Annotated in this window: 5 protein-coding genes and 2 pseudogenes; 4 read left to right on the forward strand and 3 right to left on the reverse strand. The window is 69.5% G+C overall.

The features are described from left to right. Positions 1 to 70 precede the first annotated feature (70 nt). The 4 genes from dacB to hpt are packed head-to-tail and all read left to right on the forward strand — an operon-like array spanning position 71 to position 4,172. Entirely contained in the window at positions 71 to 1,471 is a 1,401-nt protein-coding gene (dacB, locus tag QOI01_RS30320) for a D-alanyl-D-alanine carboxypeptidase/D-alanyl-D-alanine endopeptidase (protein ID WP_526386974.1), read from the forward strand. Then, complete coding sequence (locus QOI01_RS30325; protein WP_526386976.1) at positions 1,468 to 2,583, forward strand: Rv3626c family coenzyme F420 biosynthesis-associated protein; 1,116 nt, start codon at positions 1,468 to 1,470, stop codon at positions 2,581 to 2,583. The genes dacB and QOI01_RS30325 overlap by 4 nt, the downstream gene beginning before the upstream one ends. Next, the gene (tilS, locus tag QOI01_RS30330) at positions 2,562 to 3,530 is read left to right on the forward strand and encodes a tRNA lysidine(34) synthetase TilS (protein ID WP_526386968.1); all 969 of its coding nucleotides are present in this window, start codon (positions 2,562 to 2,564) and stop codon (positions 3,528 to 3,530) included. The genes QOI01_RS30325 and tilS overlap by 22 nt, the downstream gene beginning before the upstream one ends. A gap of 15 nt (positions 3,531 to 3,545) precedes the next feature. After that, complete coding sequence (gene hpt / locus QOI01_RS30335) at positions 3,546 to 4,172, forward strand: hypoxanthine phosphoribosyltransferase (protein ID WP_526386970.1); 627 nt, start codon at positions 3,546 to 3,548, stop codon at positions 4,170 to 4,172. 10 nt (positions 4,173 to 4,182) lie between these two features. Here hpt and QOI01_RS30340 read toward each other — a convergent pair whose 3' ends face one another. The 3 genes and pseudogenes from QOI01_RS30340 to QOI01_RS30350 form a co-directional block, all read right to left on the reverse strand. Next, the gene (locus tag QOI01_RS30340; protein WP_526386972.1) at positions 4,183 to 4,935 is read right to left on the reverse strand and encodes an SIMPL domain-containing protein; all 753 of its coding nucleotides are present in this window, start codon (positions 4,933 to 4,935) and stop codon (positions 4,183 to 4,185) included. A gap of 21 nt (positions 4,936 to 4,956) precedes the next feature. Then, positions 4,957 to 5,858, reverse strand: a pseudogene (locus tag QOI01_RS30345) (zinc-binding dehydrogenase). Further along, positions 5,858 to 6,337: pseudogene (locus QOI01_RS30350) on the reverse strand (LLM class flavin-dependent oxidoreductase); the annotation flags it as partial. The pseudogenes QOI01_RS30345 and QOI01_RS30350, both read right to left, overlap by 1 nt.

Consider the following 6,337-nt stretch of genomic DNA (forward strand, 5'->3'; position numbering starts at 1 on the left):
TCCACCATAGACGAGCGGTACCGTTCACCTTGAGGCTCTGCGCGGGAGCCCCCTGATCAGGAGAGCGACCATCGGAGTCACGAGTCCCACGCGGTGGCGTCGATCCACCCACGTGTGGGTCGGCGTGGCGGTCCTGCTGCTGGTGGCCGCCGTGGTGGCCGTCGGCGCGGTGGCAACCTCCAGCGGCAGCCCGACCCCCGAACCGCTGGCCGTGATACCGCAACCCGCGCTCGTCACGGCCCAGCCCGGCGTGGCTCCGCTGGCGGACTCGGCTCCGGTGCCCACGGCGGCAGGCCTGGCGGCGACGCTGGCGCCGTTGGTCGCCAACCCTGACCTCGGTGCGCTCACCGGTCGGGTCACCGATGCGCTCACCGGCAAGGAACTGTGGGCGCGGGGAGCAGGCGTGCCGATGCAGCCTGCATCGACGAACAAGGTTCTGACCACCGCGGCGGCGCTCTACACCCTCGACCGAGACGCGCGCCTGACGACGACGGTGATCGCGCCGGACCAGAGCGCGTCGCCGGGTCTGGTCGTGCTCAAGGGAGGAGGCGACCCGACGCTGTCGGCCGCCGCCAAGGGCGTCGACACTTGGTATCGCGGCGCCGCGCGGATCAGCGACCTCGCCGACCAGGTCCGCCAGTCCGGCGTCGTGCCGAAGGCCGTCCAGGTCGATGTCAGCGCCTTCAGCGGACCGACGCTGGCGCCGGGATGGGATCCCGTCGACATCGACGGCGGCGACATCGCCCCGATGGAAGCGGTGATGCTCGACGGCGGCCGCACGCAGCCGGTCAGCGTCGACTCTTCACGGTCCAGGACCCCGGCGCTCGACGCGGGCCGCGCGCTCGCCGTTGCGCTGGGTGTGAACCCGGCGACGGTCACGGTGCGGCCCACACCCGCCACGGGTGAGCGGGTCGCCACGGTGCAGTCACCCCCTCTGATCGAACGGCTACGGCAGATGATGAGTGAGTCCGACAACGTGATGGCCGAGTCCATCGGCCGCGAAGTGGCGGCCTCCGTCGGCAAGCCGCAGAGCTTCGACGGCGGCGTTGCGGGAGTGCTCGGCCAACTCTCCAAGGCGGGCGTGGACACGGGCGGAGCGACGCTGTTGGACTCCAGCGGCCTTTCCGTCGACGACCGACTCACTGCCGAAACCCTCGACGGAGTCGTCAACGCGGCTGCGGGGAGTGCCAACCCCCAACTGCGGCCGCTGGTCGACCTGCTGCCCATCGCTGGCGGCAGCGGCACGCTGTCCGACCGCTTCCTCGACACCGACGCGGGCCGGGCGGCGGCCGGCCTGCTCAGGGCGAAGACGGGATCGCTCACCGGCACCAATGCGCTGGCGGGTTTCGTCACCGACGAGGGCGGCAGGGTCCTCACGTTCTCACTGATCTCGAACAACGCGGGCCCAACCGGACGCACCGCCATCGACGCGCTGGCCGCCGCCCTGCGATCCTGCGGGTGCGGCTCGTGAGCGCGTCCTCGACGGGCAACGTCGGCCGCGCGGTCGATTGGAACTTCGCCGCCACCGTCGGCGCCAAGCTCGTCAGGCCGGCGCCGCCCGCCACGGAGTACACCAGGCGCCAGGCCATGGATCAGCTCTCCGAATTCGCCCGCGCGGCGGAGCGCCCCGTGCGCGACGTCACGCGTCTCAACGAGGGCGCCGCCGTCACGGAGGCACGGATCGTCGACCGGCCCGAATGGGTGCGCGCCGCAACCGAATCCATGCGGGTGATGACCGGGGGCGACGAGGCCGGCACCGCGACGGCATCGGAGAGTAAGGCCGGCCGCATCACGCGGCGCGTCACCGGAGCACAGACGGGTGCCGTCCTCGCCTTCGTCTCGTCGGGAATCCTCGGCCAGTACGACCCGTTCGCCCGGCGGGCAGCAGCGGAGCGACCGGGGAATGATCCCGGAGGAAGTGGTGAGCTGCTGCTGGTGTACCCGAACGTGATCGCCGTCGAGCGTCATCTGCGGGTGTCGCCCGCCGACTTCCGGCTGTGGGTCTGCCTGCACGAGGTCACCCACCGCGTGCAGTTCCGCGCCAATCCCTGGCTCACCGAACACATGTCGCAGTCGCTGGCGGTCATCACCGACGACTCCGGTCAAGAGCTCACCCAGGTCGTCGGCAGGCTTGGGGAGTTCGTCCGCAACAAGCGCAATGGCTCAGGAGGCCAAGTGCCCGAACCGAATTCCGAGGGCATGGTCGGACTCCTGCGAGCCACGCAGTCCGAGCCGCAGCGCAAGGCCCTCGATCAATTGCTGGTACTCGGGACGCTGCTCGAAGGTCACGCCGACCACGTCATGGACGCCGTCGGCCCCAAGGTGGTGCCGTCGGTGGCGACCATCAGGCGCAGGTTCGACGAACGGCGGCAACGCAAACAGCCGCCGATCCAGAGGTTGCTCCGGGCGCTGTTGGGACTCGACGCCAAGCTCAGTCAGTACACCCGCGGCAAGGCGTTCGTCGACCACGTGGTGGGCAAGGTGGGTATGGACGCGTTCAACACCGTCTGGACGAGCGCGGAAACCCTGCCGCTGCCAACGGAAGTCGACGAGCCGCAGCGATGGATAGACAGGGTCCTGTAGCGGCGGTGCGCGCGGCGCTCGACGACTTCGCCCACATGCACTGCGCCGCCGACGAACAGTGGTGCGTGGCGCTGTCGGGTGGAGCCGACTCGCTGGCCCTGGCCGCAGTTGCCGCACGCTCGCGGCCGACCACCGCGTTGATCGTCGACCATGGGTTGCAACCCGAATCGGCCACGGTGGCGGCCACCGCGCGTGATCAGGCCCTCGGGCTGGGATGCGTCGATGCGCAGATTCTTCGCGTCGAGGTCGGTTCGTCCGGCGGGCCCGAGGCCGCCGGTCGCACCGCCCGCTACGCAGCGCTCGACGGCGCGCGCCGCGGTGGGCCCGTGCTGGTCGCCCACACCTTGGACGACCAGGCCGAGACGGTCCTGCTCGGGCTGGGCCGCGGCTCGGGTGCGCGTTCGATCGCGGGCATGCGTCCGAGTGATCCGCCATGGTGCAGGCCATTTCTCGGCGTCCGCCGCACCGTGACCCACGCCGCTTGCGAGGAGCTTGGGCTGGTGCCCTGGCACGACCCGCACAACGCCGAGTCGAGGTTCACCCGCGTCCGGCTCCGCGCAGAGGTGCTGCCGCTGTTGGAGGAGGTCCTTGGCGGCGGCGTGGCCGAGGCGCTGGCGCGGACCGCCATCGGGCTGCGCGAGGACGTCGACCTGCTGGACGCGCTGGCGGCGGAATCATTGGCCACGGCGTCGTCCGACGGCGAGCTGAACGTCGCGCCACTCGCCGACCTACCGCCCGCGCTCCGCAGGCGCGTCATCCGTCGGTGGCTGCTCGACGGCGGTGCCAGCGGCCTGACCGACGGTCAGATCCGCGATGTGGATCGGCTCGTCGTCGACTGGCGCGGCAGGGGTGGCGTCGCGGTGGGGTCGCTGCTGCGCAACCAGCGGCTGTTCGCCGACCGGCGTGGTGGCGTGCTGATCCTGCGCTCGGAAGCGGTTCAGGGCTGAGCGATTCATGGGCACGTGTTGGTCGTCGACCTACTGACGTGGCACGCTGTTGCCGTGCCCGAGCCATCTGCCGTGGACCCATATCCCGGCGACATCGAGTCGGTGCTTCTCTCCGAGGCTCAGGTTAAGGCGCGCGTTGCCGAACTGGGCGCGGCCGTAGGGGAGCACTATCGCGAAGCGATTGGCGACGGCGGCGAGGATCTGCTGCTGGTGACCGTGCTCAAGGGCGCGGTCATGTTCGTCACCGATCTGGCCCGCGCGATCCCGTTGCCGACGCAGCTGGAGTTCATGGCGGTCAGTTCGTACGGCTCGTCGACGTCGTCGTCGGGCGTGGTGCGCATCCTCAAGGACCTCGACCGGGACATCAACGACCGCGACGTCCTCATCGTCGAGGACATCGTCGACTCGGGGCTCACGCTGTCCTGGCTGCTGCGCAACCTGGCGACGAGGCATCCTCGGTCACTGCGGGTATGCACGCTGCTGCGCAAGCCCGACGCGGTGCGCGCCGATGTCGAGATCGCCTGGTGCGGATTCGACATCCCGAACGAGTTCGTCGTCGGATATGGCCTGGACTATGCCGAGCGGTACCGCGACCTGCCCTACATCGGCACCCTGGACCCCAAGGTCTACGAGAATCCCTGAGGGACGGGCGTCAGCCCAGTTCCCAGACCGCCGTCACCGAGAAGCCGACGGTCTGCTGGCCGGGTGACATCGGCACGGCCGTGGCCATGTCGAAGCGGGCAGGCGACGGCATCGGCTGTGGCGGCGGGGCACCGCTACCCGTCTCCGAGATGGACAGGACCTTGCCGAGGTCGAGGCCGGACAGCTGCGCATACTGCTGGGCGCGGTCCTTCGCGTCGGCGAAGGCGCGGCCGCGGGCATCCTTGACCAGCTGGGAGTCGTCCTCGATCGAGTACGACACCGAGTTGATGCGGGTGGCGTCACCACCCGTGGTGGTGATCACGCCGAGCACCTGTGGTCCGGTCTCGATCTTGCGGACCTTCACGTCGATCGAATTGCTCGACTGGTAACCAACGATGATGGTGTTGTCGGAGCCGTATTGGGGCTGCAGCGTCACCGTCGTCGTGCTGATGTCCTTGCGGTCGATGCCCTGGCCGGCGAGCGCGTCGGTCAACGCGTTGGCGCGGGCGCTGGTCTGATTCGAGGCGCCGATGGCGTCGGGCGCGGTGGCCGCGATCGAGAGGCTGATGACGAGGGTGTCCGGAGTGCCGTCGACCTTCCCCTCGCCGACGACGGTGACCTGGCGGGGTGCCGTGGTGCCGGGGACCGCGGCCGGCGCCGACTTGGCGTCGCACCCCACGACCCCGACGACGGCCAGCGTGGCCGACGCGAGCACGAGCAGTCGGGTCAACGTTCTCGAAGGCTTCGATGGCTTCTTCGGCATGCCAGTGACCCTACCGGCCGCTCAGGGAGTCACCAGGATCTTGCAGTGGCTGCCCGGATCCGACAGCTCGTCGAACGCAGACCCGACGTCGGGAAGACCGACCTCGCCGGTGATCATCGGCGCCACGTCGATCTCGCCGTCGGCGATCGAGCGCAGCGAGGTCGCGAACTCGTCCAGCCCGTAACCGAAGACGAACTGGACGTTGATCTCCTTGGCGATGGCGAAGAACGGGTGCACGGTGTCGGGCTGCATGCACACGCCCGCCACGACGAGACGTGTGCCGGACGGCGCGCGGCGCAGCACGTCGTCGATGACACCGGGCGCCCCGACGGCCTCGAACACCACCGCTGGTGAGGGGCCGTCGAACGGCGACTCCTGGGCCGGGTCGAACGTGCGGTGTGCGCCGACGACCGTCGCGAGCTCCCGGCGCTTGGCCGAGAAGTCGGATGCCACAATGGTTTCGACACCCCTGACCTTGCACGCGGCGATGATCGCGATGCCGATCGGGCCGCAGCCGATGACCAGTGCCGTCTCGCCGGGGGCGGCGTTCGACTTGTTGACCGCATGCAGTCCGACGGCCATGGGCTCGTCCCCCCGGCCGGCGACAGAAGTACCGGCACCGACGTGACTAGCGTTCCCGGCGCAGGCGCATCCGTGTTGGGGCCTGCCTCGAGAACCTCGGCGCTGAACTCGTGCCCCATGAAGACGTCCGCGGACAGATCCAGGACGTCGCCGAGGTCGGGCATCCCCTTCATCTGCTTGCCTGCGGCCAGCACGTCGTCGCCGTGTCTGGCGAGGTGCAGGTCCGAACCGCAGATGCCGCATGCCTTCACCGCGACCAGCACCTGGCCGGGGCCGGGTACGGGCTCCGGCAGATCGTCGCGGTAGACCATCCGGCCGCCGCGCAACACCGATCCACGCATCAGGCCTGCCCCCGCTGAGCCTCGTCGACGTGTTCGGATCGCGTTGACGATTGCCTGACCGGCCCGTTCGAAGAGCTGATCCCGGATGCCCCTTGCCCATTCGTGTGACGCCTGCGGGGCGGTCAACTGAACCTTGAAGTGCGGCACGACTTCTCGCGCGAACAGCTCGTACGAGTGGTAGGTGGCCGCGGGTGGCGCCCAGTCGTGCCCCAGCATCAGGAACGTGCCGAAGCCGCCAGAGCGGTCGAGCAGGTCCTGGATGTAGACGATCGCGTCGGCAGGAGTGCCGATACAGCAATTACCCCGAGCGGCATAATCTTCCACGAACTTCCGCGGTGACTGCGTGCCCTCGACGACGTTGTTCAGTGGTACGAAGCCCGCGGCGCCGAAGTAGTTCGCGAAGTCCTGCAGCCCGTAGGTGCAGTCCTCGATCGCCTGCTCGCGGGTGTCGGCGAGGTGGACGATTCCCAACACCCGCC

It is taken from the genome of Mycobacterium sp. (assembly GCF_032162605.1).
Taxonomy (GTDB): Bacteria; Actinomycetota; Actinomycetes; order Mycobacteriales; family Mycobacteriaceae; genus Mycobacterium.